Below are 24,764 nucleotides of genomic sequence, written 5' to 3'. Positions count from 1 at the left end.
ACATGAAAAAGGCAGCAATCGCATTCGTAGCACTCCCCTTGCTTTGCATGGGCGCAGGCTATGGCGCCGGTCTGGCCCTTGCCCCTGCCCCAGCCGAAGCGGCGGGAACAGAGATTGATGAAAACGCCCCCCATGGCGCGGATGAGGCGGCAAAAGACGCAGCCCATACCCCCGAGAAAGACGCCCATGGCGAGGCATCCGCCAAGGATGAGGCCCAAGCGCCGATGGACAGCTATGAACTGGCCAAGGACCGCACCGTGGTGCGGCTTGGTCAGATGACGATCCCGGTGGAGAAGACCAACAGCGTCTCTTATATCGTGGCGGATTTCGCGCTGAAGATGGGAACGCTGGAATTGGCCGAACGCTACCGCCGGGTCGAGGATGCGACGCGGATGCGCGATTCCCTTTTGCAGGCGATGAACCTCGCCGCCGAAAGCGCTGTGCTGCGCGGGGTGGCGATTGACAGCGAAGCTCTCTCGCGGCTGCTGCGCGATCTGATCAGCAAAGAGCATAAGGGCGTCGACGATGTGATGTTCGTATCGCTCTACAAACAGGATGTGGCGCGGCTCTGACCCGCGCCGCGCCGAAGGTTTACAGAACCGATCGCACCACGTTCGACAGCACGGATTCCCCGTTATCTAACTCCAACTCCGGCCCCAAGGCGGTGAAGTTCACCCGCGTCACCTCGGACCGGGTCAACGGGGTCACCCCCACGTCATTGCCAGCGGCATCCGTCGCCGTGATCTCAACCCGGAAAGTATCGGGCGGCACCGGCAGGCCCACAGAATCGAGGCGGTTCCAATCCACGTCGATCACCTCCCCCTCTGCGGTAGAGGGGCCGGGCATCTCGCGGATCAGGCTGCCGTCTTGGGAATAGATGCGGACGGTCACATCCTCCGCCCCGGCATTGAGCTGATAGCTCAGCGGGAATTCATCTTCGGTCATGCGCACTTGGGTCGAGGGGACAAGCACGTCGCGCCCGATCAATTGCAGGTCCGACATCGCGCCGACGGTGGAAAGCATCGTGCTGATCTGCTCAAGGCTCGCGTTGGTCGCGATGCTCTGCTCGACTTGGGTCAATTGCGCCAGTTGCGAAACGAACTGCGTCGAATCCACCGGGTTCAGCGGGTCTTGGTTTGAGATCTGCGCCGTCAGCAGAGTCAGAAAGCTGTTGTAGCTCTCTTGAAGCTCAGCCGAAGAGGTCGCCGCCGCCGAGGTGTTGGCGGTGCTCAGGGTGCTTGCTGTGGTCGCGTCAATCATGGTCTCGCCTTTCAGGTGAGGATATCCAACTGCCCGGCGCTCAAGTTTGAGCTGGGGGTTTGGGCCAAGGGCTGGGCGTCACTGCCCGGCGCGTCATCGGCCTGCGCTGCTCTTTGGGTGAACTCTGGCCCCTGCTGCTGCCCGCCGTTGCGGCCCCGGTCGTCGAAGGTCTGGAAATCAAGGTCGGCGTTATCGGCGCTGATGCCGCGCGACTGCAGCGCATCCAGCAGTTGTTCGCGGTCTTGCCGCAACATGTTCAGCACCGAGGCGCTTTCGGTGGTCATGGCGATCTGCATGCGGCCCGTCTCGCTGCGCACGACTTCGATCTCGATCTCGCCCATGCCGTAGGGCGAGAGCGAGAAGCGCAGCTTGTTGTCGGCGGTGTCGAGGCCGCGGATCTGCTGGCTGACATGCTGGCGCAGTTGCTCATCAGGCGCGGCGGCGGGGTTCGGCGCGGGCGCGGGTGTCGGCTGTGGCGGGCTGAGGCGAAGCCCCTCACTCTGCGGGGCCTGCGGCGCGGTCAAAGCGGCGACTTCGCGCAGCGCGGCCTCGGCTGCCGGGGCATTCGTGCCGGGCTGGGGCGCCTTGGCGGCATCGACAGAGGCGCTGAACCGGTCGGCGGCGGCGGTGATGCGGGGATCTGCGGCTTCCGCGCTCAAGTCCACCTGCGCGGCGGAAATTGTACTGGCCTCGGCAGCCGCAACGGGGGCGGCGGACGCAGCAGCCGCAACGGGCGCGGTGGGCGCGGTGGGCGCGGCGCCCATTTCTGTAGTCGAAGCAGGCGTCAACCGCAGGACCTGCGTGTCGCCCGAGGTTACCGGCTTGGCGGCCACTTGACCGACGATACCATCAATTTGCAAAGCCGGCGCTGCCCCTTCGGCCATCCCTAAGGCCTGCCCCTTAACGATGGCGATCCGCCCGACGACCGGCACCACCGCCGACGCGATGCTCAGCTGGCTGGTCGGCGTCGGGATGCGCATGGCACGGCCAAGTTTTTCTTCCAGCGCGGCCTCAAGGCTGGGGTCGTCAAACTGGGCCACCGCTTCCAACGCGCCGACGCTGTCGGGCGGCGCCGCGCCCAAGGCTTCGGCAAATGCGGCGAGTGCGGCCTTTGGGGTGACCGGGTTGTTGGTCTCCTCCAGCCCAGCGATGGTGTGATCCATCAGGGCCATCAGCCCCTCTGCCGTCTCAAGGTCGATCCCCTCGGGCAGCGCATCCTCGGCGGTGTCTGTTTCCGGCAAGGGGGTTTGCATGCCCTGAACTTGCGGCTCTGACGCAGCCTCTTGGCCCGCCATGCCCTGCATCAGCGCAGCAAAGCCTTCGGCCGCCCCTTTTTGGGACGGCTGCCCGAGACCTGCGGCTGTCTGCACCGCAGGTGCTACCTGAAGCTGAGCAATCATTTCGCGTCCTCCAACTTGGGCCTTCGCAAGGGAATCCGAAGGCCCTTTTGGGATCAGGAGATCCGCACGTTTCCGCGCTGATCTTCGAAGGCGCGGCGCGCGCTGCGGCCTTCAACAAGGGCTTTCAACCGCAAAGTCCACTGATTGAGGGTCACGGGTGTCTCCGTGCCGGTCAGGGCCCGCAGCGAAATCTGCGCGCTCTCGGCGGGCTGTGCTGCAAAGACCGAGTGACTGTCGACCGGACGGCCCCAGTACTGCCCCAGAACCGCGCTCAGCCCCATGCGGAAGGCCGCAGGCTCAAGCCCCAGCTTGAGCAGCTCATCCGCCTCTGCCGCGTGATGATATGCCTGACCCAATGCATGCAGAACGCTGTCTTCGTCCATCATCGGGAACAGTCCGCGCCCGATGATCCCGATCAAGACTTCGCCCACCAGCGCACCGGCGGCTTGGGAGATATTGGTGAAATTGTCGCTTTTGCGAATGACGACGAGCGAGCCATAAGGCACATCGGCGTCGAGTTCTTCGGCAAGGATATCGCCAAGGCAGATGCCCGGGATCGGTTCGATGCAATCAGGCATTGCCACCGGGTGACCGGCCCAATCCTGCATCTCAAAGACCGAAGCTTGAACCGGAATAAGCGCCCGGATCAGCATGTTGAAATGACGGCCATCGGCCGATGAATCCATGTGGCAGGCACCCTTCCAGATGCCACCTATAAGTGAGTTTACCTGCATTTCCGCCTCGTTCAGGACGTTCTGTCCATGGTTTATCCGGGCGTTTTTTAAAAGTTTTTTAGGTGCCCGGTGCTCGTTTATTGCTTTAGGTCTAGATCGCAAGACCTTGACCGTCAACAATTTTTCAAGTCCGGATATTATTTTTGGGAATCAGCGGCAGGGATGTCGCACTTTTGCCGAGGCTTGAATTACGCACAACCGGGCCGATAGAGCCTTGAAAACAAGGGCTACTCGGCCTGGTACACCAAGCGAATCGAGATGCGGCGATTTTCCGAAGCCAAGGGATCGATTGTGTTGATCGGTTGTGTGTCGGCCACACCGGAAACCCGCATGAAGCGCGCGCCAGTGATGCCTGCGGCCATCAACGTGCGACGCGTGGCGTTGGCACGATCCGCCGACAATTCCCAGTTTGTGTAGCCGTTGTTCGCGCCAAAGGCGGCGGCATCGGTATGGCCCACGATCTCAACGGGCTGGTTCTGATCGGCGATCACATCACCGATGGCCAGCAGCAATTCACGGGTCTTGGGCGTCACATCAGCACTGCCCCGTGCAAAGAGCGACCGTTCGTCCTGATCCAGCACCTGAACCGTCAGCGCCCCGTTCGATTTCTCCAACCGGACATTGCGCGCCAGATCATTCAGCGCGCTGTCCGAGGTGATCCGCTCAGCGATGTCTTCGGCCATGCGGTCGATCTCGGACTGGCGGCGCTCGGATTCCTCAATCGCGGCCAATGTGGCGGGATCGGCGGCTGCTGCGGGCTCGGGCGCTTCGGCATATTCCACGACCACTGCCGCCGGTTTGTCGCGCAGCCGGCTGTCGAAAACCATCATCGGGTTGTCCCGGCCAAAGGTCGGCTTTTGCACATTGCCGGTGTTGTCGACCGCGCCGGTCATCACCCCAGCGGCCATCAGCGGACGCAGGTCCGCCGCCGCATCCGAGGAGGAGCCCCCATCCGACACCGTCGGCGTAAAGTAATTAGCCAGACCGCGGAGCTTTTCCTCATCCGAGGCGGCGAGGATCCACAGCAGCAGGAAAAACGCCATCATCGCGGTCATGAAGTCCGCATAGGCCACCTTCCAACCGCCGCCGTGGTGGGCATGGCCGCCCTCCGCGTCGTAGCGCTTGATGATGATCATCGCGTTCTTTTTGTCAGCCATCACACGGCCTCCCGACTACGCAAGATCGGGCCCGGGGCCAGATCAGGAAAGCTCTGCGTTGTTGTCCGACTTGTCGCGGCTGTATTTGCCCAGCCCTGCGCGTTTCGCGTATTCGGCCTTGCGCTTGGAGTAGCTCGGCGCGACCAGCGGCGCGTCGGCGGGCAGGCTGAACATCACGCGGTATTCCGCTTCGGTCAGCCCATGTTCGGCCCCGAGGTGACGCTTGAGCATTTTGAACCCCTTGCCGCAGCACAGGCAAAAGATCGTGTCATCGGTCATCGGTTGCTCACCCGGCGCGGCAGTCATGCCTTGGGCCTTGGGCGCGATGGGCGCAACGGCGGCGGGGATATTGGCCAATGCGGTGGCAGGGGCGTCAGCCGGGGTGGCGCGCAGACGTTCGACCAAGGTCAAGATATCGTCGATCGTCACGTCGCTGCGGCTGGCGAAACCCGAAACGATGGTCGCAATCGCGGTATCGCTTAGATTCTGCTTGGGGGGTACATTAGGCATGAAGCAACTTCCTTGTTAAGTTAATCTTGCCTTCTGCAAGGTTCGCGAAGCATTCAAGAAGCGCTTCGCAAGGGACGCAGCAAAGATAAATAATTCTTTGCCGTTTATTCTTATCACGATTCGAATTGTATTTGGAACCCGCGCAAGCATTGGCAAGCACTTTTCCGCCATATTGTGCAGAATGCATCACGGCTCCATCTGCGCGACGGTTTTGAAAATCGCGCTTTTCGGGGCCGGATCAGGAACCACGTCATTCCCCGTCGTCTGCGCGATGATCGTGCTGAACAGACCGGTCACCCCCAGCCCTGCCACCGCGATCAGCGGGATATGCAGCGACTTCCACAGGCTCTTGCGTGGTGCGGGCGGCTGCGGCGTCAACGTCGCGGGGTCGAGCAACTCAGGCTCGGGTGCCGGGGGCACGTCAATCGGTGCGCCGAATTCGACAAAGATACCGCGGGGCATGACCGCGACCTTCACTTCGCGCCGCTCACAACTGTCGCTGAATCCGGCGGGGAAAAGCTCGGCCGGGATGTCGATCACCATGTTATCCTTGGGCCGCCACTCCGCCGCGAGCGTGTCGCGGGGGATATAGACCGATGCAAAATCGTCACGGAACGCAATGTCACGCACCAAGGTCGGCACCATGGGCAGCGGCTTTTCCGGGCTGGCCGCGATTCGCATCCGCCCCCCGGCGAGCCACATTTCAAGGCGCACGTAGAAACACTCACCCGGCTGCACCTCGGCGGAGGGCATATAACCTTCGGGCGGGCCCGTGCGCAGCTTGCGGCGCTTGCGGGTGCCGATAGGAAAGATCTTGTTGGTGCTGACGCGCTGGAACTGCTCCAACTCGGGGCGCTGGCGCATCAGCTCGTCGAAATCCAAGCCCTCTTCGCGGGCGAAGTTGTAGTTGATCAGGTAATCCGCCGCTGTTTCTTCCAGTGTTTTGCTTTCCTGAATTGCCTTCAACAGCGCGTTTTCCTCAGAAAACAACAACCTACGGCAGGGATGCCCCTCAACTTCAGGGCTGACGGCAAAGCTGCCCACGGGACGATCAAGGATATCCGCAACCCGGTCGAAAACCGCGTGCTCTTCGTCATTGTGAAAGACCACGAACTCACAAAGGCCACCCGCATCCATGCAAAGCAGCAGCCGCATCTCTTCGGGCCAGCCCTGCACGAGCACCGAAAGCTCAGAGGGGTCGACGAAATAGGCGAAGGCGTCGGGCTCTTGCAGAGCGTCGACATCATTCCTCAACTCTTCTTTGACCGAAAAACCACTATTCATCATAGAAACCCAAGTTCTTTCCTAGATAATACTTGTATAGACCCATTCACTCAAGGATAAAGTAAGAATAGTTTCTTTTTGGAGGCGTGTGCAGCAATGACACTCTTGCTTGGTCTTGTAATGGTCTTCGGTCTGGTCTTTGGCGGCTTCATGCTGTCAGGGGGCAATATGGACATCGTCCTGCACGCCCTTCCTTATGAAGGCATGATGATCGGCGGCGCCTCTCTCGGGGCTTTCGTGATCGCCAACTCCTTCTCGGTGGTGAAGTCATCGCTGGTCGGCGTGATGCGCGTGATCAAGGGGCCGCGTTGGAAGGCGGCGGATTACAACGATCTGCTGGCGCTGATGTTCGAGCTGGCGCGCCTTTATAAGACCAAGGGCATTGTCGCGATGGACGAGCATATCGAAAACCCCGAGGCCAGCCCGATCTTTCAACGCTACCCCAAGCTGATGAAAGACCATTTTCTGACCGACCTCATCGCCGACAGCTTCCGCATGATGTCGATGCAATTCGACGACCGTTTTCAAATGGAAGACGTGTTGAACCGCAAGATCAAGAAGCACCACCATGAATCGCTCGTCTCTGCCAGCGCGATCCAGAGCATGGCCGACGGGCTGCCCGCCATCGGCATCGTCGCGGCGGTGCTGGGGGTAATCAAAACCATGTCCTCAATCGACAAGCCGCCAGAGATCCTTGGCGCGATGATCGGCGGGGCCTTGGTGGGCACCTTCCTTGGGGTCTTCCTTGCCTACTGCATGGTGCAGCCCATCGCGGGCCGGTTGGAGCAGATCGAAGAGGAAGACGGCGCGATATATACCGTGATCCGCGACGTGATCGTGGCCATCGTGGCGGGCCACCCCCCCGGCATCTGCATCGAATTGGGCCGCGGCAACATCCCCACGACGAAACAGCCGAACTTCTCCGCCGTGGAGGCCTCGCAGCGCGAACTGCCCGCGGTATGATGCGCGCCCTGCCCCTGATCGCGCTCGTCGCGCTTCTTGCCGGGCCGGGGCTGGCTGCCAGCACGGACGACGAAAAGGGCGCAGAAAAGGTCGACAAGGCCGCCGAAGCAGAAGCCCGCCTGCCCAATTCCATGCGTCGGCACGGGGTGATCGGCCATGTTCCCCCGATGGCGGGACTGCCGCTGCTTGATCCTGAGGTGCTGGAACGGATGCGCGAGCGGCTCATTGTCCTGTCGCAGGGCGCCAAGCCGTGAAACCGCGGCGCGGCGACGGGCTGGCCGTATTGTCGCGGCTCAAACGCTTCGAGATGGAAAATGTGGCGCTGGAGATGGCCGAGGTGAACCGCGCCCTGACCCAGATCGAAAACGAACGCCACAGCCTGATGGAGCAGCTCAATGACCGTGGCGACCCCGATGCCGTGGAATCGACGCGCGTGGTCTCGGCCTTCATCCGCAACGTCTCGGAAACGATCCACCGCAAAGAGGCCGAGGCCGAGCGGCTGCGCGCCGATAGCGCGGGCATCCACGACAGGCTGAACGGGCTCTTCGCCGAGGCCAAGCGCATTGACCTGATCCGCAACCGCCGCGCCGAGGCCCGCAAGCAGGCTTTGCAAGAAGCCGAAACGGCTGCCCAAGCCGAAGGATTCCTGTCGATCTGGCTCGACGATCAGCGCTAGCGGGTCTACCCATTTACGGGAACTATTTCCGAAAATTCCCCTAAATAGCGAATATCGGACAAGAAAAAACCGCAATTCGATTCCATCAAAACCGCATTGTATATGCCGCCCCGGGGAGGGGCGCCGAGGCCGATGAGTTTGTATTTCGGCTTCGGTATAGTTTGAGAGGAATTACGATGAAGCGAAGAGGTTTTTTCACCGCCGCCGCTATCGGTGCTGCGTCATTGCGTGTCAGCCCGCTCTACGCGCAATCGGCGGAGGTGACCCTTGCCGAGGTGCAGGTCCTGTTCCAGAGCCGCGATCTGGGCGCGCGCCGCATGGTGCAAGACAGCTTGAAACACGAAGGCTATTACACGGGGGCCATCAACGGTGCATGGGGGCCGGGGACCGCAGAGGGCTTTCGCGCGCTCATGGCCTCCGACCGCTACCAGCGCCACGCGCCAACATGGACTTTCGCCCATGAGATACAGGTCAGCGAAACGATGTTTTTCCTGACCTCCGACGCCTATATGTGACCCCTGCCGGGGCCCTTTGGGGCCTCGGCCTTAGCTGGCTTCCGCAACCGCCAGTTCGGCCATGCGCAGCGCTGCCTCTCGGGTTGCCGCCACGGCGATGAAGCGCGCGTTGTGGCAGAATTTTGCCCCCGGCACTCCGCTTGCAGCCTCCAATTCGGCATCCGTTAGCCCGGCCCAAGCTTCGGGCAGATCGGCGCGGGCCTCAAAACCATCGCCGCTTTTGCGGATCGTGGTCAGAGCCCAATCGTCCCCACGCGGGTGCACAACGAAAAGCAAATGGTCCGCTCCGGCCTTTTCCACCGCCGAGCGGAAGGGCATGCCCGTCGGCAGTTCCAACACGCGCCCGCTGCCTGCCGCCTCAATGGCCTGCATCACCATCGACTCGGCCCGGCGTTTGGCGGCCTTGCCTTTGATCGCGGCTTCGACAAAGGCGCGGGCAACTGGTAAAGCGGCCATGAACGCGCGGTCGTCGGCACCCTCGCCCCGTTCATCGAAAACGGGTTTCAGTGTCTCCAACAGCACCGGCAGGGTCATGCCCGCCAGCGGCCCCGCCACCGACGGCTCAAGCGCGCCATTGTCGATCAGGTCAACCGGCAGCACGAAACCTTGGTCGAAGCTGCGGTGAATATCCTCAAGGTCCGCCTCGGGCAGGTCAAAGCTGCGCAGATAGTCGCGGCCATAGTGCTGCCAAATCAGCCCGAAAGAGCTGAAAGGCTGGCCATCTTCGCGCAGCGGGCCGGGGCGCTGGTGGTGGTCAAAGATCAACGCCTCGGCGTCATAATCGCGGCCTACGTCATAGATGATCCGCCCCGCGCCCGGCGTGATCCACTGGGCGTCACGGCTGCGCAGCAGCGTCGCTTCCGGGTAGAGCCGCGTCAGAATGACGGAGGACAAAAGCTCATCCGCGTGAAAGCCGCCCGAATGGGTGACGAGATGGGTGATGGTCATGGGGCTGGCTCCGCTCGGGCTGGGGAAATCGGTCTTTGGTGGTGGCTCGCGCCCCCATACTGCGCGGCGCGGGCCAAGTGCAAGCCGCCCGCCTTAGCGCGACAGCGCGACCAGCGTGGCCGAGACGGGATCAAGGATGAAGGCACCGACCTGTGCCCGGGCCTCCGCCAGCCTATCGCCCCCTTCCGGCATCAACTGCACGAGAGACGCAAAGCGGTTGTGATGGGTGCCATCCACCGCGCCAATGGCCGAGATATCGACCAGCAAAACACCATAGCGTTTGGCCAGCGCCTGCACCGCAGGCGTGCTGGCGTTGGTCCGCCCGATCCGAGGCCGCGCCCCGGCAAGACCCGCCGAGATGCGCAGCGCCCGATCATCCGGCGCGACGAGGATGGCCATGGGTGGATCAAGTGGCCCGATCACCTCAATCTGTTTGCGAAAGACATCCACGTCAATGTCGGGTGCCGCAAGCACGACATCGCTCAGCCGTGCGATCACCTCATCTTGCCCCGACAGGCGCAATTGCCGCAGCGCCTCGGCCACCAGCCAGCCGCCCATGCTGTGCCCGAAAAGTGTGATCTCCCCCACATCGGGATCAGCGGCGAGGGTACCGAGCATGGCGACCAGTTCATCGCGCGAATAGGCCGCTGCGTCTTTGTCGGCGACATAGCCCACCACTGTTCCGGCAGAGGGCCAAGCAAACAGGATCGGCTGTTCGGGCAGATGCCCGTCTGCCGCCACCTGCGCCAAACGGAACAGCGATTCGGGAAAGGTCTGGTTGTAGCCATGGACAAAGACCATCACATCCTGCCGCGCCCGCCCTGATCGGCGGATATCTAGCCCGCGCAGGGGATCACGCGCCGTCACCGCAAAGCTGCGGCTCGGGTCGGGGTCTTCGTCAGGCCATTCGATCTTGCTGGCCTCATGATTTGGCGGGATGGCGATGGTAAACCGCTCATAATTGAGCCCACGGGCGCGGTCATCGGTATAATGCCCCGACTGCGCGTCGCGGCCCCGGGTAGAGGCCACGGTGATCGCCAAAGACCGCGCGGAGCCGTCTGCCGGCACGACGGTCAAAGTCTCTCCGCCGGGGCGCGGCGCGCAGGCCGACAGCAGGACGACCAAAACCGCGCAGAGCGACTGTACCCCCCCGCCCCCGATGCTATGTCTTTGCATGTCGCGCCCCAGCCCCCATCGTTCCCGCATCGTTCGGCGCAGTTCTAGCCTGATCACCCAAGGAATTCATAGATCAAAGGCCAGACGCCGCTCTGGACCTAGATCTGGCCCGCTTCCCCGCCCGCCTCTGCCGCCAGCAGCTTGCGGCCCGTGTCGAGCACACCGTCGACGATGTCATTGGCAATCGCCGCGCTCAGCGCTGCGCCATCGCGTGCGGAAAGTGCCGCCAACACCTCTTTATGTCGGTCAATCTGATAGTATTCCGCCACCTCAGTGATGACCTGCCGCTGAAAGGGGCCGAGTTGCAGCCAGATGCTTTCGATCATCGGCAAAGACGCCTGCGCCGGGTTCACCGAATACAGCATCCGGTGAAAGGCTTGGTTCTGCAGCGTCAGTTGGTCCGAGTCCCGTTCCGCCACAAACCGATCCATGCTGCCGTCAATCTCGGTCAGCCTGTCGATCACGATGTCCGAGATATAGGGCAAGGCGCGCAGGGCGGCGTGGGTCTCGACCGCGATGCGCAGGGCGACCAGTTCCTCGAACCGGTCAGAGGTCATCAGCGGCACGGTCAGGCGGCGGTTGTCCTTGATCTGGATGGCGTGTTCCGAACTCAGCCGCCGCACTGCTTCGCGCACCGGGGTCGGGCTGAGGCCAAGACGCTCTGCAATGCCGCGCATGGTCAGCGAGGTGCCGGGCGTGATCGCGCCAAGCATGATCGCATTGCGCAGCCGCTCATAGACATATTCCTGCGTCGTCCCGCCCGGAATCTCAGGGATTTCGGGAATGTTGAGCGCGTCGTTTTCGGTGTCGGTCATCGGGCCGCCTTTGGTCTTTCGCCGCTGACCATACGCTCCGGGGCGATTGACAGACAAGCGAATAGTGGTATGACGTTTCCCTAAATGGTATCACATTTTCAGGTTCGATATCGAAAGGAACCCCATGTCTCAGAGCAAAGCCGAAGCGTGGCTGGCGCAACATCCCGAAATCGAATCCATCTTTGCCTGTGTCTGCGACCTTAACGGCACCATGCGCGGCAAGCGGGTGCCAGCGGATCAAGTCTCCAAGGTTGTCGAAGGCGGGCTGCGCATGCCCCTGTCCATCGTTGGCATGGATATCTGGGGCGAAGATGTCGAAAACAGCGAACTGGTGTTTGAGACCGGGGATTCCGATGGCCTTTGTGATTTCACGGGCCGCCCCTTGATGCCCATCACATGGACCTCGCGCCCGACCGCGCTTGCGATGCTCTGGATGCGTCAGGAAAACGGCGCCCCCTTCCCCGGCGATCCGCGCCGCGCGCTGGCCGAAGTGGCAGCTAAGTTCAAAGCACGCGGTCTGACACCGGTAGTGGCGACCGAGTTGGAGTTCTACCTTGTCGACCCGTCCGAGGATCACCCGCAGGCGCCCTGCTCTCCGGTGACCGGCAAGCGGCTGGATTCCGACGGCGCACTGTCGCTGGACGAGTTGCAGCACTTCGATGAGTTCCTGAACGAGGTCTATGACGCCTGCGAATTGCAGGGCATCCCGGCGGATGCGGCGATCTCGGAAAACGGGGCGGGCCAGTTCGAAATCAACATGCGCCATGTGGATGACCCGCTGCGCGCGGCTGATGACGCGGTGCTGTTCAAAAGGCTGGTGCGCGGCATCGCCCGCAAACATGGCTTTGCAGCAACCTTCATGGCCAAACCCTATGGCGATCTGGCGGGCAGCGGTTTTCACGTGCATTTCTCGCTGGTGGATGAAAACGGCGTTAACGTCTTTGACAATGGCGGGGATGAGGGCACGGCCCTGATGCTCAACGCCGTGGCCGGTCTGCTGGCAACGATGCAGCAAAACACGCTGACCTTCGCGCCGCATGAAAACTCCTATCGCCGCTTGCTGCCGGGTGCCCATGCGCCGACCAATGTCGCGTGGGGCTACGAGAACCGCACCGCCGCGATCCGCATCCCCGGCGGAGATGTCAAGGCACGGCGCATCGAACACCGCGTCGCCGGGGCCGATGCGAACCCCTATCTGGTGCTGACCAGCATCTTGGGCGGCGCGCTTTTGGGGATCGAGCAAGACATGCAGCCCGTCGCCCCGATCACTGGCGACGCCTATACGATGAAGCTCGACAACCTGCCGCTCGACTGGGCCACGGCGATTGATGCCTTCCGCAAAGGGCCGGATGTTCCCGGCATTTTCTCATCGCGGTTGCAGACCATGATGGTCGAATGCAAGACCCAAGAGCTGCGCAAATTCGCGCGGCAAGTGACCCATTTCGAATATGATACCTATCTGGAGATCGTCTGATGTCTCGTCCCCCCTACGCCGGTGACGGCAGCCATACGTCAAGCTACTACGCGGCCTCGGCCAATCCCTCGCCTGAGCGCCCAGAATTGCGGGGCGATCACGACATCGACGTTTGCATCGTCGGCGCGGGTTATAGCGGCCTGTCGACGGGTCTGCATCTGGCCGAAAAGGGCTATAAGGTCGCCATCATCGAAGGCGCGCGCGTGGGCTGGGGGGCCTCGGGCCGCAATGGCGGGCAGATCGTCAACGGGCTCAACGCCAGCCTGCAAACGATCAAGCGCCGCTACGGTCAGGACACGGCAACCTTCGTGGCCGGGTTGGTGCAAGAGGGTGGCGAGATCATCCGCGAGCGGGTCCGCACCTATGACATCAAATGCGACCTCAAGGAAAAGAACATCTTCACCGGGCTCACGCCTGCGCATATGCGCGAGTTGGAAGAGCGGCAGAAGCTCTGGCAAAGCTACGGCATCGACAATCAAGAGATGCTGGACAAGGACCAGTTGCGCGCCCACATCAATTCCGACCTCTATGAAGGCGGGCTGATCGATCATTCGGGCGGCCATATGCACCCGCTCAACCTCGCCCTCGGTGAGGCGGCAGCGTTTGAGAAAAACGGCGGCACGATCTATGAGATGTCCCCCGTGACGGATGTCGATCACGACGCCCCACGCCCCGTGGTCAGAACCGCCAGGGGCACGATGACCTGCAAGACGCTGGTGCTCTGCGGCAATGCCTACCTTGGGCATGTGGTGCCCACGCTGACCCCGCGCGTGATGCCCGTCTCGACCCAAGTCATGGCAACCGAACCGCTGAGCGAGGCACAAGCCCACGCGCTGCTTCCCACCGACGCCTGCGTCGAGGACATCCGCTATATCCTCGACTACTACCGTCTGTCGGGTGACAAACGCATGCTTTTCGGGGGCGGCACCGTCTATGGCGGCGCAGACCCGCGCGACATCAAAGCCAAGCTGAAGCGAAACATGGACAAGGTCTTCCCCCAACTCAAAGACGTGAAGATCGACTATGCCTGGAGCGGCAATTTTGCCCTGTCCTTCAGCCGTGTTCCGCAGATGGGCCGGATCGGAGACAACACCTATTTCGCGCACGGATACAGCGGCCACGGCGTGACCGGATCGCATACCTTCGGGCGCATCCTTTCGGAGGCGATCGACGGCGACCTCACCCGCTTTGATGTCTTCGCCAATGTGCCGTGGTTCCCCTTCCCCGGCGGGCGCATGTTGCGCGTGCCCTATTCGGTGATGGGTTCATGGTGGTACGGGCTGCGCGACCGCTTGGGGGTCTGAAACCTTTTGACAGGGCTGGGGGTTTCTTCACAATGACCGGGCGCATCGCCCGCCGTGACAGGAAGGACCCCCATGCCCGATCAAAAGCCCGTCTCTACAATCGTCTTCGACGTGAACGAAACCCTGCTCGACATCACGACGCTTGAGCCGCTGTTCGCGCGGGTGTTCGGCGACGCCTCGGTCCTGCGCGAATGGTTTGCCGAGTTGATCCTCTATTCCCAGACCATGACCCTCTCGGGACGCTATGCCCCCTTCGGTGCGCTGGCGGGGGGTGTCTTGCAGATGGTCGGCGCAAACAAGGGCGTGACGATCAGTGATGAGGACGTGGCCGAGTTAAAATCTCTCATCGGCTCCATGCCCGCCCATCCGGATGTCGCCCCCGCCCTGCGCAAGCTGCGCGAGGCAGGTTTCCGGCTGGTCACGCTGACCAATTCACCCCCCTCTCCCGCGCCGACACCGTTAGAGAAAGCTGGCATCGCTGACTTCTTCGACCGCAGCTTTAGCGTTGATGAGGTGGCAAAGTTCAAACCACATCCGGCGACCTACCAGATGGTGGCCGATGCATTGGACCTACAGACCGATGACCTTTGCATGGTGGCCTGCCATCTGTGGGACACCATCGGCGCGCAGGCGGCGGGCTGTAAGGGGGCGTTCCTGACCCGCCCCAACAACAACCTGATCGAGGCCGAAAACGTGCCGCAGCCGCATTACCTCTCGGACGATCTGGTAGACTTGGCCGAGCAGATCATCGCCGCGAACGGGGGCTGAGCCTCAGCCGCCCATGCGCCGCGCCAGCCGCGTTTCAAGCTGCACCATCGCGTCATAGATCAGCACCGCAAACAGCCCCACCGCCAGCCCGCCTTGCACAACGAAAGCGGTGTTATTCGTCAGCAGCCCCGCGATGATCACCTCACCCAAGGTCCGCGCCGCCACGGTCGAGCCGATGGTCGCCGTGCCAAGTGCGATGACCACCGACAGCCGGATGCCCGTCAGCGTCACCGGCAGGGCAAGCGGCAGTTCCACCCGCCACAGCCGTTGCCAACGGCTCAGCCCGATGCCGCGCGCGGCCTCCATCGTTGCGGGCGGCAGATTGGTCAGCCCCGTCACCGCGTTCTCAAAAATCGGCAGAAGCCCATAAAGAAAGAGCGCCACCAGCGTTGGCCCGGCGCCAAAGCCCAAAGCGGGAACGGCCAGTGCCAGAACAGCGACGGGCGGAAAGGTCTGCCCCATGTTGGTGATGGTGCGAGACAGCGGGCGGAACGCCGCGCCCGCAGGCCGGGTCACAAGGATCGCCAACGTCACCGCCACCACCGTCGCCGCAGCCGAGGCCATCGCGACCAGCGCCAGATGGCTCAGCGAGAGCGACAAAAGCGAGGCGCGCGTGTAGATCACCGGACCATTTGCCGGCGCCAAGGGCGCAAGCAGCGGCGTGAACCACTCAGGCCGCAGGACCAAAGACAGCAATACTGCCACCAAAAAGGGCCGCAGGATCCACCCGATCCTCATGCGTGCTGTCCGGCCCGCGCGCGGATCGCATCCAGCGTCACGCGGCCCAATGGCACGCCATCTCTCGCGACCGGCACCGCCCCACGCCCCGACCACAGACAGGCCGAGAGCGCGTCGCGCAGGCTGGCGTCGGCAGCCAGCGGTATGCCCTCGGCGGTGCCTTCTTCGACCAAATCAGCCACGGGGATCAGAGAGAGCAGGCGCAAGGGCCGCTCCACATCGCCGACCATATCCGCGACGAAATCCGTCGCAGGATCGGCGATGATCTCGGCGGGGGTGCCGTGCTGCACCAGATGCCCCCCGTCCATCACCGCCACCCGGTCACCGAGCCGGATCGCCTCTTCCATGTCGTGGGTCACCAGCATGATGGTCGAGCCAAGCCGCTGCTGGATGTGCCGCAGGTCTTCTTGCGCGCGGGTGCGAATGATCGGGTCCAGCGCGCCAAAGGGTTCGTCCATCAACAAAAGATCGGGCCGCGAGGCCAAGGCCCGCGCCACACCGACACGCTGTTGCTGCCCGCCCGACAGTTCCGCCGGATAGCGGTCGCGGAATTGCGCAGGGTCCATCGAGAATAGCGCCAGCAGTTCATCCACCCGCGCCGCGATCTTGTCGCGCGGCCAGCCCAGCAGTTGCGGCACCGCGCCGATGTTGCGCCCCACCGTATGGTGCGGAAACAGCCCGTGCCCTTGGATGGCATATCCAATCCGCCGCCGCAGGATATGCGGCTTGACCGAAAGGGTGGACTCCCCGTTGATCCGTACCTCCCCCGAGGTCGGCTCCTCTAGCCGGTTGATCATCCGCAAAAGCGTCGTTTTCCCTGACCCAGAGGTGCCGACGATCACCGTGATGGTTCCCGTCTCAACCGTCATAGACACGGAATCTACCGCTCGGATATCGCCATAGGTCTTGGTGATGCGGTCGATCTCGATCATGTGCTTTCCTTTGGGGTCTTGCGGGTCAGTTCGACCAATATGTCCATCACGATGGCCGCCGTAAGCGCCAGCACCACCGTCGGCAAAGCACCCAGCAGGATCAGATCTGTCGCGGTCTGGTTCAGCCCTTGGAAGACGAACGTGCCGAACCCGCCGCCGCCGATCAGCCCGGCGATGACCGCCAGCCCGATGTTCTGCACCAATACAATGCGCAGCCCGGTCAGGATGATCGGCAAGCCCAGCGGCAACTCTACCCGCAACAGACGCTGCAGCGGCGTCATCCCCATGCCTCGCGCGGCCTCAAGCGCCGCAGGCGGGGCGGATGCGAGCCCCGCAACCGTGTTGCCGACCACGGGCAGCAGCGAATAAAGCACCAGTGCGAGAAAGGCGGGCGCAAAGCCGATGCCCGCAATGCCAAGCGCCCGCGCGCCGGGCAAGTTCGCCCCAACCCAGCCGAGGATCGGGATCATCAAGCCGAACATGGCAAGCGAAGGGATGGTTTGCAAAAAACTCAGCACCGGCAAGGTGGCACCGCGCAGACTGGCAAGGCGGTGGCACAGCACCCCAAGCGGGAAGCCAATTACCGCTGCGGCGGCAAGCGAGCCGAAGGCCAGCCCGAGATGACGCAAGAATTCCCGCCCGAAAGCATCCGCACGGCTGGCGTATTCCTGCATGACCGACAGATCAGACAGCGCGCCCGACCACAAGATCGCGCCCAGCACCGCGAGCACCGCCGCCAGAACGCCGCCGCGCATCAGCGGCCCCGGTGCCATCGCGGCCAGCGCATCGGCCATGAGCAACATGAAAACAACCAGCAGACACCAAAACCCTACCGAAGGTGACACACGCGCATATTCACCCGCCCCGGCCAGCTGGCCAGACGCGCCTTGGGTCAGCAGCCAAAGCAGCCCGCCCAACCCCAAAACCGCGCCGCCGATACGCAGGCTATTGCGACCCGCAGGCAGCCCCATGACCAGCCCTGCGCCAATCGCGGCAAGGCCGGGCAGCACCACGGGAAAGCTGGCCACGCGCCATGCCATCACCCCCTCGCCCGCGACGATGCGGTTGGCCGCCAGCGTCATGAAGGGGGTCAACAGCGCCACCGCGCCCAGCACGGCGAACAAAAGCCCCGGCGCAGAAAACCCTGCGCCGGGGCCGGTCAATGTCCGCGTGGCGGAGATCAGTCCAGCACCCCGGTCTCGGTCAGATAAGCGCGGGCCACCGCCTCGGCTGGCTCCCCGCCGACCTGAATGCGACCGTTAAGCTTTTGCAGTGTCGCCATGTCGAGCCCGGCGAAGATCGGGTTCAGCACCTCGGCGATCTGGGGGTATTCCTCCAGCACCTCGGCGCGGACGATTGGCGCGGGCTCATAAACAGGCTGCACGCCCTTGTCGTCTTCCATCACCACAAGGCCGGTCGCACCGACACCGCCATCGGTGCCATAGACCATCGCCGCGTTCACGCCCGATGTGCCACGCGCCGCCGCCTGAATGGTCGCCGCCGTGTCACCGCCCGACAGGATCACGGTCTGGTCTTGGGTCAACGAGAAACCATAGGTCTCTTGCATCGCGGGCAGCACGGCCGGGGAGGACACGAACTCGGTCGAGGCGGCAAGCTTCACCTCACCGCCCTCGGCCACCCATGCGCCGAAATCGGACATGGTGGTGAGGTTGTTTTCCTCGGCCAGCGGGCCGGTCACGGCGATGGCCCAAGTGTTGTTGGCCGGGGCGGAATCGAGCCATGTGACGTTATTCTGACCGCCGTCCAATTCCTTGGCGCGGGCATGGGCCTTGGCCGCATCTTTCCAGACATCGCTTTCCGCTTCGTTAAAGAAGAAGGCCGCGTTGCCGGTGTATTCGGGGTAAATGTCGATCTGATCGGACAGGATCGCTTCGCGCACCACCTGTGTGCCGCCCAGTTGCAGACGGCGTTCAACCGGCAGGCCCGCATCTTCGAGCGCCAGTGCGATGACATTGCCCAAGAGACCGCCTTCGGTGTCGATCTTGGACGAAACGGTGATCTCGGCAGAGGCGGCAGAGGCCAGAGCGGCGGCAAGACCAGCGGCGGCAGCGGTAGAAAGAATGCGGGGACCCATGGGCGGAGAACTCCTTGAAACAATGGCCAGACACGGCGACGCGCCGTTTGAAAATGGTAAGGTAGCTGGCATTTTTGCGAAACCAAGGAAGGATTGCACGGTGGCGCGGAATTTTTACCACCCGCGGGTACGCCCAAGGGCGCGCCCGGAGTGACCGGGCGCGCCCTTCGTATTGCTGCGACACACCCCGCTAGGCCGCGCGCGCAGCCTCAGCTTCCCGCGCGGCGCTGCGTTTGAAGAAGATGAAGTAGAGCACCGGTGCCGCAATCAGGGTCAAGACCGAGGCAAAGGCCAGCCCGCCCATGATCGTTGCCGCCATGGACTGAAAGAAGGCATCCGACAACAGCGGCAGCATCCCCAGGATGGTCGTCGCCGCGGCAAGGAAGACCGGACGCAAACGTGAGGTCGATGCAAGCACGATGGCGTCCTTCAATTCTATCGTCGGATCGGCAGCACGGGTAAGGTCGATTTCTTCCACCAGCACGATGCCATTCTTGATCAACATCCCCGAGAGCGACAACAGCCCCAGAAGCGCGGTGAAGGTAAACGGCAACCCCGTCCCGAGCAGCGCAAGGCTGACGCCGTTCACCGCCATCGGCACCAAAAGCCAAATGATGATCGGCTGTTTCAGCGCGTTGAACAGCAGGACCGAGATCAGCACCATGATGATAATACTGAAGGGCAACTGTTTGCCCAAAGCGGCCTGCGCTTCGCCCGCGCTTTCCAACTCGCCGCCCCATTCCATGGCATAGCCTTCGGGGATTTCCATCGCTTCGATGGTTTCCTGTACCTCGGCCTGCACCTGTGCCGCCGTGACACCGCGCGGGATATCGGCCCCCACGGTGATCACATCGGCCCGGTCGCGGCGGTAGAGCAGCGTGTCCTGCGGCTCGAAGCGGAAACCGTCGATTACCTGCTCCATCGGGATCAGCGCGTTGGTGTTTTGCGCATAGATCACATGATCGGTCAGCGCCAGATCGGCATCCTGCGGGGCGCGGATCACGATGGGGATCTGACGATCCCGCTCGCGGAAGGTGCCGCCGCTGGTGCCTTCGGTGGCGAACTTCAGGGTCTCCGTGATCTCGGTCCGAGAGATGCCCGCGTCCTGTGCACGTTCCTCGGCATAGATCGGACGCAGCACCAATTCACGCTCGCGCCAATCCTGCCGCGGGGTGATGATATTGTCCGATGCCGCCTGCATCCGCGCCATGGCCTCATCCGCCAGTTCGCGCAGCACATTCGGATTGCGACCCGAGAAACGCACCTCAATCGGGGCACCGCCGCCGGGGCCGAAAGCCAGACGCTTGGCTCGGAACTCTCCTTGCGGGACCGCATCGATGGCGAATGCCTCCAGCGCCTCCATCTCATTTTGGATCACGTCAAGCGAGGCGACCCGAACGATCAGATGCCCATAGCTGGGGTTGGGGTCTTCGGCCTGATAGGTCAGCATGAAACGCGCCGCCCCCTGCCCTGCGTAAGAGGTCACGTCCTCAACATTGTCCCGCGCGACCAGCCAGTCTTCGAGCACGGCCAGATCGTTGGAGGTCTGGTGGATCGACGACCCCTGCGGCAGTTTGTAATGCACGAAGTACAGCGGTGTGTTGCTGTCGGGGAAGAACTGCTGCTTGATCTGCCCAAAGAGGGCATAGCACACCGCCGTCCCGGCAATCAGCGCCACGATCACCAGCCAACGCAGCTTGAGCGAGGCGCGCAGCACGGCAGCATAGCCTTTGAAGATCGCCCCGTCATAGCCGCCAGCCCCGCCTTCGGCCCCGCGTTTGAAAAAGTAATGCCCCAAAAGCGGCGTCGCGGTGATGGCCAAGAGCCAAGAGAGCAGCAGCGAGATCGCGATAACGGCAAAGAGTGAGAACAGGAATTCACCCGTCGCATCGGGGCTTAGCCCGATCCCGGCAAAGGCCATGATCCCAATGACCGTCGCCCCCAGAAGCGGGATCTGTGTCTTGCTTGCCGCCTCGGTCGCCGCATCTCGAGAGCTTTTGCCCTGCTGCATCGAGATTTGCATCCCCTCGGCCACAACGATGGCGTTGTCGACAAGCATCCCCATCGCGATGATCAACGCCCCGAGCGAGATACGCTCCATTTCAATCGCGCCGAGCGCCATGAAAAAGAGCGTCCCCACCACCGTCAGCAGCAAGGTGGAGCCCACCACGATCGCCGCGCGCCAGCCCATGAAGACGGCCAGCACGGCCACCACGATGGCAACGGACATGGCAAGGTTTAGCAAAAAGGCGTTTGACGCCTCTTCGACGACCGTGTGCTGGCGGTAGATCGATTCAATCGAGATGCCCAAGGGCAGCGTTTCGCGCAGCTGCGCGAGCTTGTCGTCGACCCGTTTGCCGATGTCGACGATGTTCTCGGTCGCGATCCCGGCCACACCGACGGTAAAGGCCTCCTGCCCATTGTGGCGGATCACCAAATCAGGGTCGGCTTCGCGGGTGCGGTAGATATTGGTCACATCGGCAAGGTTGATGACCTGACCGCCAACCCCCACCGACAGCGCCGCAATTTCGGACACGCTGTCAGAGCCTTCGGGCCGCTGGATCAAAGTGCGCCCATCTGCGTCTTGAATGGCGCCCCCGTCGACGATCTCATTGGCGCTGGATACCGCGCCGACGATTGCCGTGGGTGGGATGCCAAGCGTGGTGCTCAGCGCAAGCTGCGGCTCGACATAAATCACCTCATTAGGCACGCCCGAGAGCGCCACATCCGACACGCCATCGACCAGCAGCAATTCGCGCCGCAGATAGGTGGACAGCTCGTTCACCTCGGCATCGGAGTAGCCCTCGGCGGTGACGGCGTAGTAAAGCCCGTAAACGTCGCCGAAACCGTCGTTCACATAGGGCTGGGTCGCCCCGCTCGGCATGGCGGCCTCGTTCACGCGGTTGCGCAGTTTGGTCCAGATTTCCGGCAGTTCGGACCCGTCAAAGGTGTCCTGCATATTGACCGTGATCCACGACAAACCGGGCTGGTTCATGGATTGAATGTCCTTGATCTCGGACATCTTCTGGATTTGCGATTCCAGCGGTTCGGTGACCTCTAGCGCCACTTCCTCGGCAGAGGCACCGGGGTATTGGGTCACGACCACGGCGGTTTTAATGGTAAAAGCCGGGTCTTCGAGGCGGCCAAGGGTTGCAAAGCCCCAGATGCCGCCCAAAAGACAGATCAGCATGATGATCCAAGTATAGATCGGGCGGTTGATCGACAGACGTGCGATATCCATGCGCTCAGTCTCCAAAGCCGACGAAGCGGCGCACGGCGGCACCGTCTTCAAGCTGGCTTGCGCCGCTCACCACGATCTCTTGCCCATCCGAAAGCCCCGTCTCGACTTTGACATCGCCGCGCGCGGTGGGGGTGATCTCAACCGCCGTGCGGGCGACCGTGCCCTCGCGTGCGCCGGTGGGGTCAAAGACCATGACATAGGTGCCGCGGTCATTGCCCACCACGATGGCGGAATCGGGGACGATGATGCTCGACCCGCCGATGTTCAGCGTGGCGCGCACCTCAACCGAAGCGCCGGGCAGCGGCAAGAAATCCTCGGGCAAGTCCGCGCCAAGGGTGATGCTGTAGGTCTGGCCGACATCCGCCGTCTCGGCGTTGTATTCGCGAATCTGCATCGGGTAGCTATTGGCGTTCGCCGGGAATTTGGCCATGAACCGAACGTTCGGATCGCGCCCTGCGCGGAGGAACAGGGTTTCGGGCACGTCAATTTCGACGCGAAGCTCAGACATGTCATGCAGACGCACCACCGGCGTGCCCGCGCTGACGGTCGAGTAGTTGGGCACCAAGCGCGAGGCCACGATCGCATCGAACGGCGCGTGCAGGGTGGCATTCTCAAGATCACGCTCGGCATTGCGCACGGCGATATCATTCACCGTCACGGCGGTTTCGGCGTCTTGCAGATTGACCTCGGCCACCGAAGACCCCGCCAATTTCTGATAGCGTTCCATGGTCCGGCGGGCCTGCGCGTCATTGGCCTGCGCTTGCTCTAGCGCCAGTTCAAACGGCTCTAGATCCATTCGAGCGACGATTGAATCCTTGCTGACCGTGGCCCCCTCTTCGACCGAAAATTGCTCAATCTGGCCGCCGACCTGAAAGGCAAGGTCCACGGTTTCACGTGCAACCACCTTGCCGAAGAACACGCGCTCCATCTCGGCATCGCTGACTTTGACCGTCTGCAGCTTGACCACCGGGATTTCGGCGGCCGTGGCCATCGGCGCGGCCACGCCGCCGGCCAAGGCCAGCGCAAATCCCAATAGCCGCCCTGCGCCCGAACCGCGCATCGTCTTAACAAGCCACTTGGCCATGGTCAGTCTTCCTTATGAATAGCATCCGGCACGGGCCCAAGGGCGGCGGTCAGACTAAGTTGTTTGAGGGTGCGCAGCTGCGCGAGAAAATGGTCACGGTCCAGCGCATGCATGCCGGCGGCTTTGGCGGAACGCTGGATAAAATCGGCAAGTGCCTCGACGGTCAGGCCATTGCGGGTGAGCGCCGCCTCATGGGGCTGCAACACCTCGGCGATAACGCCACGGAAACGCCCTGCGGAACATTGCAGCGCCTCTTGGCTGACCGCATTGGCTCCGGCGATGAAATCCTGCGCGTTGGGCATCGCCTGCATGGTGTCATAGCCGCGCACCGCCATCCGGTCAAAGATCAGGTCCAGCTGTGCCCCCAGATCGGGTGCATTGGGCATCTCTTCGGCGATCTCTTGCAGTGCCAATTCGGTGTAGCGTGCGATCAGCCCGCGCAGAATGTCATCTTTGTTGCGAAACCGGTTGTAGAGCGTCTGGCGCGAGACACCGGCCTCTTCGCACAGATCGCCCATGCTGGTGCGCTTGACCCCATAGCGGGAAAAGACATGCAACGCAGCGTCAAGCACGGTCTTTTCAAGTTCGGTCATGCGGGCTCCTTGGCTGTCGTCAAGGGCAATTGGACAGTTGGACCGAATATGTCAACCTGTAAATACTTGGCCATGCGGCAGGCGCAGATCACATTCGCGTTTCACACATGGTCCGGGCCTAGGGCGCGGAAATCAGGCTTCCCAGATAGAGCGTGAGCGGCAGAGTGAAAAAGCTCAGTAATGTCTGCGTGGTGATGATGGCCGCCATCAGTGGCGCATCGCCCCGCATCTCACGCGCCAGCGTATAGCTTGCCACCCCGGTCGGCAGGGCCGCGAAGATCAGCGCGATTTGCAGGGTCAGTGGCGCAGGGGTCAACACCAGCGCCGCCAGCAGCACCGCCAGCGGGTTCACCAGATGTTTGCCGATGATCGAGAGCCCGATGACCGAGACAGACCCAGAAAGCCCCCGCAGTCGCAGATTGGCCCCCACGCAAAGCAGCATGATCGGCAGGGCCGCATCGCCCAAGATCCGCGCGCTTTCATGCAGAACGGGTACTTCGTGGAGACTCGCAAAGTTGAAAAGCACCCCCGCAAGGATGCCAAGGATCAGCGGGTTCTTGACCAAGCCTTTGAGGATAGACTTGCCACCGCCGCCCAATTGCCGGGTCATCAGCGTCACCACCGTCACATTCACCACCGGCACCAGCAGCGCCGAGCCCAGAACGGCGATCTGTAGCCCCGCGGTGCCAAAGACGGCCTCGGCAATCGCAAGGCCGATAAATGTGTTGAACCGCGCACTTCCCTGCATCAGCGAACTGCCCTGCGGCGCGGCATAGGCCCGCCCAAAGAGCCACCCGCAAAAGATCGCTGCAAAGAACCCGGCATAGAGCAGCAGGGCATAATCGCCCAAGCCCCCGCTGAGGTCCGCCGCCGAGATCTTGGCAAAGAACAACGCGGGCATCAGCACCCAATAGACCAGCCGGTCATTCAGGTTCCAGAATTTGGTTGAGGGGATGCCGCCCCGCCGCAGGCCATAGCCCATGAGGATCAGCGCAAAGACCGGCGCGATGGCCAGAAAGATAGTGAACATATTAACCGCCCGGAAGGATCGCGCGGACCGTAGGCGGCGCTTGGCCCGGATGCAACAGGGGCCGCTG

The 24,764-nt window shown here is 62.5% G+C and carries 25 protein-coding genes; 8 read left to right on the top strand and 17 right to left on the bottom strand.

Features of this window, described 5'->3' with window-relative positions; genetic code table 11:
• Positions 1–2: 2 nt before the first annotated feature.
• Positions 3–572 carry a hypothetical protein gene (locus tag K3762_RS04185; RefSeq protein ID WP_067629242.1) on the top strand — a complete coding sequence of 190 codons (570 nt, stop codon included), beginning with the start codon at positions 3–5 and terminating at the stop codon, positions 570–572.
• Between the two features lie 19 nt (positions 573–591).
• Here K3762_RS04185 and K3762_RS04180 read toward each other — a convergent pair whose 3' ends face one another.
• The 6 genes from K3762_RS04180 to K3762_RS04155 all read right to left on the bottom strand — a co-directional run bounded on the left by K3762_RS04180 (position 592) and on the right by K3762_RS04155 (position 6,348).
• Complete coding sequence (locus K3762_RS04180; protein WP_067629244.1) at positions 592–1,260, bottom strand: flagellar hook assembly protein FlgD; 669 nt, start codon at positions 1,258–1,260, stop codon at positions 592–594.
• A gap of 11 nt (positions 1,261–1,271) precedes the next feature.
• Entirely contained in the window at positions 1,272–2,660 is a 1,389-nt protein-coding gene (locus tag K3762_RS04175; protein WP_132445000.1) for a flagellar hook-length control protein FliK, read from the bottom strand.
• Positions 2,661–2,713: 53 nt separating this feature from the next.
• The gene (locus K3762_RS04170; RefSeq protein WP_067938894.1) at positions 2,714–3,346 is read right to left on the bottom strand and encodes a hypothetical protein; all 633 of its coding nucleotides are present in this window, start codon (positions 3,344–3,346) and stop codon (positions 2,714–2,716) included.
• A gap of 275 nt (positions 3,347–3,621) precedes the next feature.
• Positions 3,622–4,551: a flagellar motor protein MotB gene (locus tag K3762_RS04165; RefSeq protein ID WP_260011707.1), complete on the bottom strand. Its 930-nt coding sequence runs from the start codon at positions 4,549–4,551 to the stop codon at positions 3,622–3,624.
• Between the two features lie 42 nt (positions 4,552–4,593).
• Positions 4,594–5,061 (bottom strand): MucR family transcriptional regulator, encoded by a 468-nt coding sequence (locus tag K3762_RS04160; protein ID WP_120350411.1) that lies wholly within the window; start codon positions 5,059–5,061, stop codon positions 4,594–4,596.
• 186 nt (positions 5,062–5,247) lie between these two features.
• Entirely contained in the window at positions 5,248–6,348 is a 1,101-nt protein-coding gene (locus K3762_RS04155; RefSeq protein WP_120350410.1) for a hypothetical protein, read from the bottom strand.
• Between the two features lie 93 nt (positions 6,349–6,441).
• Here K3762_RS04155 and motA point away from each other — a divergent pair, with 93 nt between their 5' ends.
• From motA to K3762_RS04135, 4 genes are all read left to right on the top strand, one after another.
• Positions 6,442–7,308, top strand: coding sequence for a flagellar motor stator protein MotA (gene motA, locus K3762_RS04150; protein ID WP_120350409.1), 867 nt, complete (start codon positions 6,442–6,444; stop codon positions 7,306–7,308).
• Positions 7,305–7,562, top strand: coding sequence for a hypothetical protein (locus tag K3762_RS04145; RefSeq protein WP_120350408.1), 258 nt, complete (start codon positions 7,305–7,307; stop codon positions 7,560–7,562). Before motA ends, K3762_RS04145 begins: the two co-directional genes overlap by 4 nt.
• Complete coding sequence (locus K3762_RS04140; protein WP_067629259.1) at positions 7,559–7,984, top strand: hypothetical protein; 426 nt, start codon at positions 7,559–7,561, stop codon at positions 7,982–7,984. Before K3762_RS04145 ends, K3762_RS04140 begins: the two co-directional genes overlap by 4 nt.
• Before the next feature lie 176 nt (positions 7,985–8,160).
• Complete coding sequence (locus tag K3762_RS04135) at positions 8,161–8,499, top strand: hypothetical protein (RefSeq protein WP_260011702.1); 339 nt, start codon at positions 8,161–8,163, stop codon at positions 8,497–8,499.
• Positions 8,500–8,529: 30 nt separating this feature from the next.
• Here the strand turns inward: K3762_RS04135 and K3762_RS04130 are convergent, their stop codons facing one another.
• The 3 genes from K3762_RS04130 to K3762_RS04120 form a co-directional block, all read right to left on the bottom strand.
• Entirely contained in the window at positions 8,530–9,447 is a 918-nt protein-coding gene (locus K3762_RS04130) for an MYG1 family protein (protein WP_132444993.1), read from the bottom strand.
• Positions 9,448–9,540: 93 nt separating this feature from the next.
• On the bottom strand, positions 9,541–10,623 hold the full coding sequence (locus K3762_RS04125; RefSeq protein WP_165935572.1) for an alpha/beta hydrolase: 1,083 nt from the start codon (positions 10,621–10,623) through the stop codon (positions 9,541–9,543).
• A gap of 98 nt (positions 10,624–10,721) precedes the next feature.
• Positions 10,722–11,438, bottom strand: coding sequence for a GntR family transcriptional regulator (locus K3762_RS04120; protein WP_132444989.1), 717 nt, complete (start codon positions 11,436–11,438; stop codon positions 10,722–10,724).
• Between the two features lie 124 nt (positions 11,439–11,562).
• Here K3762_RS04120 and K3762_RS04115 point away from each other — a divergent pair, with 124 nt between their 5' ends.
• From K3762_RS04115 to K3762_RS04105, 3 genes are all read left to right on the top strand, one after another.
• Positions 11,563–12,912 (top strand): glutamine synthetase family protein, encoded by a 1,350-nt coding sequence (locus K3762_RS04115; RefSeq protein WP_132444987.1) that lies wholly within the window; start codon positions 11,563–11,565, stop codon positions 12,910–12,912.
• Positions 12,912–14,216, top strand: coding sequence for an FAD-binding oxidoreductase (locus tag K3762_RS04110; RefSeq protein WP_132444985.1), 1,305 nt, complete (start codon positions 12,912–12,914; stop codon positions 14,214–14,216). Before K3762_RS04115 ends, K3762_RS04110 begins: the two co-directional genes overlap by 1 nt.
• Before the next feature lie 72 nt (positions 14,217–14,288).
• Positions 14,289–14,984, top strand: a complete 696-nt coding sequence (locus K3762_RS04105; RefSeq protein WP_132444983.1) for a haloacid dehalogenase type II — start codon at positions 14,289–14,291, stop codon at positions 14,982–14,984.
• 3 nt (positions 14,985–14,987) lie between these two features.
• Here the strand turns inward: K3762_RS04105 and K3762_RS04100 are convergent, their stop codons facing one another.
• From K3762_RS04100 to K3762_RS04065, 8 genes are all read right to left on the bottom strand, one after another.
• The gene (locus K3762_RS04100; protein WP_132444981.1) at positions 14,988–15,722 is read right to left on the bottom strand and encodes an ABC transporter permease; all 735 of its coding nucleotides are present in this window, start codon (positions 15,720–15,722) and stop codon (positions 14,988–14,990) included.
• Positions 15,719–16,654, bottom strand: coding sequence for an ABC transporter ATP-binding protein (locus K3762_RS04095; protein ID WP_067935691.1), 936 nt, complete (start codon positions 16,652–16,654; stop codon positions 15,719–15,721). Before K3762_RS04095 ends, K3762_RS04100 begins: the two co-directional genes overlap by 4 nt.
• Positions 16,651–17,817, bottom strand: coding sequence for an ABC transporter permease (locus K3762_RS04090; RefSeq protein WP_132444979.1), 1,167 nt, complete (start codon positions 17,815–17,817; stop codon positions 16,651–16,653). The genes K3762_RS04095 and K3762_RS04090 overlap by 4 nt, the downstream gene beginning before the upstream one ends.
• Positions 17,818–17,834: 17 nt before the next feature.
• Complete coding sequence (locus K3762_RS04085; protein WP_132444977.1) at positions 17,835–18,749, bottom strand: ABC transporter substrate-binding protein; 915 nt, start codon at positions 18,747–18,749, stop codon at positions 17,835–17,837.
• A gap of 190 nt (positions 18,750–18,939) precedes the next feature.
• Complete coding sequence (locus K3762_RS04080; protein WP_260011691.1) at positions 18,940–21,990, bottom strand: efflux RND transporter permease subunit; 3,051 nt, start codon at positions 21,988–21,990, stop codon at positions 18,940–18,942.
• Between the two features lie 4 nt (positions 21,991–21,994).
• Complete coding sequence (locus K3762_RS04075; protein WP_132444973.1) at positions 21,995–23,074, bottom strand: efflux RND transporter periplasmic adaptor subunit; 1,080 nt, start codon at positions 23,072–23,074, stop codon at positions 21,995–21,997.
• Positions 23,075–23,076: 2 nt separating this feature from the next.
• Positions 23,077–23,667 carry a TetR/AcrR family transcriptional regulator gene (locus K3762_RS04070; RefSeq protein ID WP_120350395.1) on the bottom strand — a complete coding sequence of 197 codons (591 nt, stop codon included), beginning with the start codon at positions 23,665–23,667 and terminating at the stop codon, positions 23,077–23,079.
• Between the two features lie 118 nt (positions 23,668–23,785).
• Positions 23,786–24,697: an AEC family transporter gene (locus K3762_RS04065; protein WP_132444971.1), complete on the bottom strand. Its 912-nt coding sequence runs from the start codon at positions 24,695–24,697 to the stop codon at positions 23,786–23,788.
• Between the last annotated feature and the right edge of the window lie 67 nt (positions 24,698–24,764).

It is taken from the genome of Sulfitobacter sp. W074 (assembly GCF_025142275.1).
GTDB classification, from domain to species: Bacteria; Pseudomonadota; Alphaproteobacteria; order Rhodobacterales; family Rhodobacteraceae; genus Sulfitobacter; species Sulfitobacter profundi.
The sequence above is the reverse complement of the archived record's forward strand: the minus strand, read 5'-3'. Positions and strand labels throughout refer to the sequence as shown.

Bases quoted from the DNA above. Each gene is read 5' to 3' on its own strand.
- K3762_RS04080 (WP_260011691.1), bottom strand. From the start codon at position 21,990: ATGGATATCGCACGTCTGTCGATCAACCGCCCGATCTATACTTGGATC.
- K3762_RS04145 (WP_120350408.1), top strand. From the start codon at position 7,305: ATGATGCGCGCCCTGCCCCTGATCGCGCTCGTCGCGCTTCTTGCCGGG.
- K3762_RS04085 (WP_132444977.1), bottom strand. From the start codon at position 18,749: ATGGGTCCCCGCATTCTTTCTACCGCTGCCGCCGCTGGTCTTGCCGCC.
- K3762_RS04075 (WP_132444973.1), bottom strand. From the start codon at position 23,074: ATGGCCAAGTGGCTTGTTAAGACGATGCGCGGTTCGGGCGCAGGGCGG.
- K3762_RS04120 (WP_132444989.1), bottom strand. From the start codon at position 11,438: ATGACCGACACCGAAAACGACGCGCTCAACATTCCCGAAATCCCTGAG.
- K3762_RS04175 (WP_132445000.1), bottom strand. From the start codon at position 2,660: ATGATTGCTCAGCTTCAGGTAGCACCTGCGGTGCAGACAGCCGCAGGT.
- K3762_RS04100 (WP_132444981.1), bottom strand. From the start codon at position 15,722: ATGAGGATCGGGTGGATCCTGCGGCCCTTTTTGGTGGCAGTATTGCTG.
- K3762_RS04115 (WP_132444987.1), top strand. From the start codon at position 11,563: ATGTCTCAGAGCAAAGCCGAAGCGTGGCTGGCGCAACATCCCGAAATC.
- K3762_RS04170 (WP_067938894.1), bottom strand. From the start codon at position 3,346: ATGGATTCATCGGCCGATGGCCGTCATTTCAACATGCTGATCCGGGCG.
- K3762_RS04105 (WP_132444983.1), top strand. From the start codon at position 14,289: ATGCCCGATCAAAAGCCCGTCTCTACAATCGTCTTCGACGTGAACGAA.
- K3762_RS04070 (WP_120350395.1), bottom strand. From the start codon at position 23,667: ATGACCGAACTTGAAAAGACCGTGCTTGACGCTGCGTTGCATGTCTTT.
- motA (WP_120350409.1), top strand. From the start codon at position 6,442: ATGACACTCTTGCTTGGTCTTGTAATGGTCTTCGGTCTGGTCTTTGGC.
- K3762_RS04130 (WP_132444993.1), bottom strand. From the start codon at position 9,447: ATGACCATCACCCATCTCGTCACCCATTCGGGCGGCTTTCACGCGGAT.
- K3762_RS04125 (WP_165935572.1), bottom strand. From the start codon at position 10,623: ATGCAAAGACATAGCATCGGGGGCGGGGGGGTACAGTCGCTCTGCGCG.
- K3762_RS04180 (WP_067629244.1), bottom strand. From the start codon at position 1,260: ATGATTGACGCGACCACAGCAAGCACCCTGAGCACCGCCAACACCTCG.
- K3762_RS04155 (WP_120350410.1), bottom strand. From the start codon at position 6,348: ATGATGAATAGTGGTTTTTCGGTCAAAGAAGAGTTGAGGAATGATGTC.
- K3762_RS04160 (WP_120350411.1), bottom strand. From the start codon at position 5,061: ATGCCTAATGTACCCCCCAAGCAGAATCTAAGCGATACCGCGATTGCG.
- K3762_RS04135 (WP_260011702.1), top strand. From the start codon at position 8,161: ATGAAGCGAAGAGGTTTTTTCACCGCCGCCGCTATCGGTGCTGCGTCA.
- K3762_RS04065 (WP_132444971.1), bottom strand. From the start codon at position 24,697: ATGTTCACTATCTTTCTGGCCATCGCGCCGGTCTTTGCGCTGATCCTC.
- K3762_RS04095 (WP_067935691.1), bottom strand. From the start codon at position 16,654: ATGATCGAGATCGACCGCATCACCAAGACCTATGGCGATATCCGAGCG.
- K3762_RS04185 (WP_067629242.1), top strand. From the start codon at position 3: ATGAAAAAGGCAGCAATCGCATTCGTAGCACTCCCCTTGCTTTGCATG.
- K3762_RS04165 (WP_260011707.1), bottom strand. From the start codon at position 4,551: ATGGCTGACAAAAAGAACGCGATGATCATCATCAAGCGCTACGACGCG.
- K3762_RS04110 (WP_132444985.1), top strand. From the start codon at position 12,912: ATGTCTCGTCCCCCCTACGCCGGTGACGGCAGCCATACGTCAAGCTAC.